The organism is Acidovorax sp. LjRoot204, assembly GCF_056175785.1.
The window spans coordinates 1-2,950 of record NZ_JBGFFF010000281.1 but is presented as its reverse complement, the minus strand read 5'-3'; the positions used below and the strand labels follow the sequence as shown (position 1 = coordinate 2,950).

General features: G+C 61.1%; 4 protein-coding genes. 1 reads left to right on the top strand and 3 read right to left on the bottom strand.

The genetic code is table 11. The features are described from left to right. From AC04MI_RS24445 to AC04MI_RS24435, 3 genes are all read right to left on the bottom strand, one after another. Positions 1 to 1,063, bottom strand: a 1,063-nt coding sequence (locus AC04MI_RS24445) for an isovaleryl-CoA dehydrogenase (RefSeq protein ID WP_476498953.1), incomplete at its 3' end; no start/stop codon positions are given. Positions 1,064 to 1,104: 41 nt separating this feature from the next. Next, on the bottom strand, positions 1,105 to 1,566 hold the full coding sequence (locus AC04MI_RS24440; RefSeq protein WP_056743734.1) for a PaaI family thioesterase: 462 nt from the start codon (positions 1,564 to 1,566) through the stop codon (positions 1,105 to 1,107). 42 nt (positions 1,567 to 1,608) lie between these two features. Then, positions 1,609 to 2,004, bottom strand: a complete 396-nt coding sequence (locus tag AC04MI_RS24435) for a MerR family transcriptional regulator (protein ID WP_056057775.1) — start codon at positions 2,002 to 2,004, stop codon at positions 1,609 to 1,611. An 80-nt stretch (positions 2,005 to 2,084) separates the two neighbouring features. On the opposite strand from AC04MI_RS24435, the gene AC04MI_RS24430 reads away from it, so the two are divergent. After that, a partial coding sequence (locus tag AC04MI_RS24430) for an MBL fold metallo-hydrolase (RefSeq protein ID WP_476498952.1) occupies positions 2,085 to 2,950 on the top strand: 866 nt, incomplete at its 3' end.

The window sequence follows — 2,950 nt, the reverse complement described above, 5'->3', positions numbered from 1 at the left end:
TGCCACCATAGATCTGCACGCCTTCGCCGGCCATCCAGGTGGCCTTTTCGGCGCACCACAGAATCACGCTGGCGCAGTCCTTGCGGACCTGGCGCACGTGGTCGGTGCCCAGCATGTCGAGGTTCTTGGCCACAGTGTAGGCAAACGAGCGACCCGCCTGCAGCACGGTGTACATGTCGGCCACCTTACCCTGGATGAGCTGAAACTCGCCAATGCTCTGGCCGAACTGCTTGCGGTCGTGAATGTAAGGGATCACGTTGTCCATCACCGACTGCATGATGCCCAGGGGGCCGCCGGTCAGCACCGCGCGCTCATAGTCCAGGCCACTCATGAGCACTTTGGCGCCCTGGTTCAAGCCACCCAGCACGTTCTCAGCGGGCACCTCGACGTCCTGGAACACCAGCTCGCCGGTGTGGCTGCCGCGCATGCCCAGCTTGTCGAGCTTTTGCGCAATCGAGAAGCCCTTCATACCCTTCTCGATCAGGAAAGCCGTGACACCGCGTGCCCCCATTTCAGGCTCGGTCTTGGCATACACCACCAGGGTGTCCGCATCGGGGCCGTTGGTGATCCACATCTTGCTGCCGTTGAGCAGGTAGTAGCCGCCCTTGTCCTCGGCTTTGAGCTTCATGCTGATCACGTCGGAGCCCGCGCCGGGCTCACTCATGGCCAGCGCGCCCACGTGCTCGCCGCTGATGAGCTTGGGCAGGTACTTGGCCTTTTGTGCCTCGTTGCCGTTGCGGTTGATCTGGTTCACACACAGGTTGCTGTGAGCGCCATAGGACAAGCCCACCGACGCACTGGCGCGGGAGATTTCTTCCATCGCCACCATGTGGGCGAGGTAGCCCATGGCGGCGCCGCCATATTGCTCGGGCACCGTGATGCCGAGTACGCCCAGATCACCCATCTTCCGCCACAGGTCCATGGGGAATTGGTCGTTGCGGTCAATCTCGGCCGCGCGGGGAGCGATCTCTGCCTGCGCGAAGTCGCGCACGGCATCGCGCAGGGCATCGATATCTTCGCCCAGCTGGAAGTTGAGGCCGGGAAGGTTGGCGGGAATGCTCATGGGGTTTGTCTCCTCGTAGAAGGTAGGGAAATGGGCAGGGCTCAGCCCTGGATGCTGTCGCGTCCGGTGACCGCCATGAGAGTGCACCCCATGGTGGCGACCAGCTTTTCTTGGTTGCCGTCGATAGCGAAGGCTCGGCCTTCGCAGACGGTGATGGTGCGGCCGGGCTTCAGCACCCGTCCTTCCATGCGGAATCGCTCGCCTTTGGCAGGGGCCAGCAAGTTGATCTTGAATTCGATGGTGAGCACGGCGGCATCGGCCGCCATGAGGGTGAAACCGGCATATCCGCAGGCCGAATCCAGCGCGGTGGACACCATGCCCGCATGGAGAAAACCATGCTGCTGGGTCAGGGCGGCTGCCCATGGGAGTTCAATGTCTACAGCACCTGGCGCCACCAATCCCAGCGACGCGCCAAGCGTCTGCATGGCCCCTTGCCGCGCAAAGCTGTCGCGCACGCGGTCGGCAAAGTCAATGCAACGCGGCTCAAAGGGGGGCGTGCTCACTGCAGTCTCCTGATTTACGTTTACGTAAACGTCAATTATGGATCAATTTTGCTTTTCTACCTTGGCCAGTAGCGTGCGCGCCTCTTCTTCGTGCTCGCGCACCTCTTCCAGGTTGGCCTGCAGATCGGCCATTTGCTCTTCGAGTTGTTTGCGATGAACCACCAGCACGTCCAGAAACTTGCGGAGCTGTACACCGGTATCACGGGGGCTGTCATAGAGGTCGATGATCTCCTTGGCTTCCGTGAGAGACAGTCCCAGGCGCTTGGCCCGCAACGTCAGGCGCAGCCGCGTGCGGTCGCGTGCGCTGTACACCCGGTTGCGGCCGGCGGCGCCGGTGCGTTCAGGCTGCAGCAAGCCCATGTCTTCATAAAAACGGATCGCCCGGGTGGTGAGATCGAACTCTTTGGCAAGGTCGCTGATGGTGTAGGTATTGGCCATGGTGGGTGCTGCACACAGCAGTATCGGTTTCGCACAGGAGACAGCCGGGTGGCTGCAGCTCCCTACAATGCATCGAATGCATGACGTTTACGTTAACGTCAATGCTAACCCATCACACCGCCTCCATGAATCCACTTGAACACCAGATCCACTACCCGCTCGGCGACGCGCTGCCCGTCGAGGGCGCCACCTTGGAGGTCGCGCCTGGAGTGCATTGGATCCGTATGGGCCTGCCCTTTGCCCTGGATCACATCAATCTGTGGCTGCTGCGCGATCGCCAGCCGGATGCTGGCGGTGTGCTGGTGGACGGGTGGACCGTGGTGGATTGCTGCATCGACAGCGCTGCGAGCCGCGCGCAGTGGGAGCAGATATTTGCAAACTGCATGGAGGGCTTGCCCATTCTTCGCGTCATCGTGACCCACATGCACCCAGACCATATCGGGCTGGCACATTGGCTGTGCGAGCGCTGGGATGTGCGCTTGTGGATCAGTGCCACGGACTACAACGTAGCGCGTGTCGCCATCTATGACCCGCTGGGGTTTGGCGGGGAAGCAGGGGCCGATTTTTATGCGCTGCACGGTGCACAAGAACCGTCCTTTTTGGACCATGTGCGAGGACGCGCTTCGTATTTTCCGACCCTGGTCCCTGCTCTCCCACCCCGTTTTCGAAGAATCATGGATGGAGACACGTTGAACATCGGGGGCCACACCTGGCGTTGCATCAGCGGCTACGGCCACGCACCCGAACACATGGCATTGTTTTGCGCTGAGCTGACCACCTTGATCAGCGGAGACATGGTGTTGCCGCGCATCTCCACCAATGTCAGTGTCCACGCCAGCGAGCCAGAGGCCAACCCGCTACAGCTGTTCTTGACTTCGCTCTTGCGGTATCTGGATCTACCAAAAGACACCTTGGCGCTTCCATCGCATGGCAAGCCGTTTACAGG

Coding starts and splice junctions, on each gene's coding strand:
- AC04MI_RS24435 (WP_056057775.1), bottom strand. CDS start 2,004: ATGGCCAATACCTACACCATCAGCGACCTTGCCAAAGAGTTCGATCTC.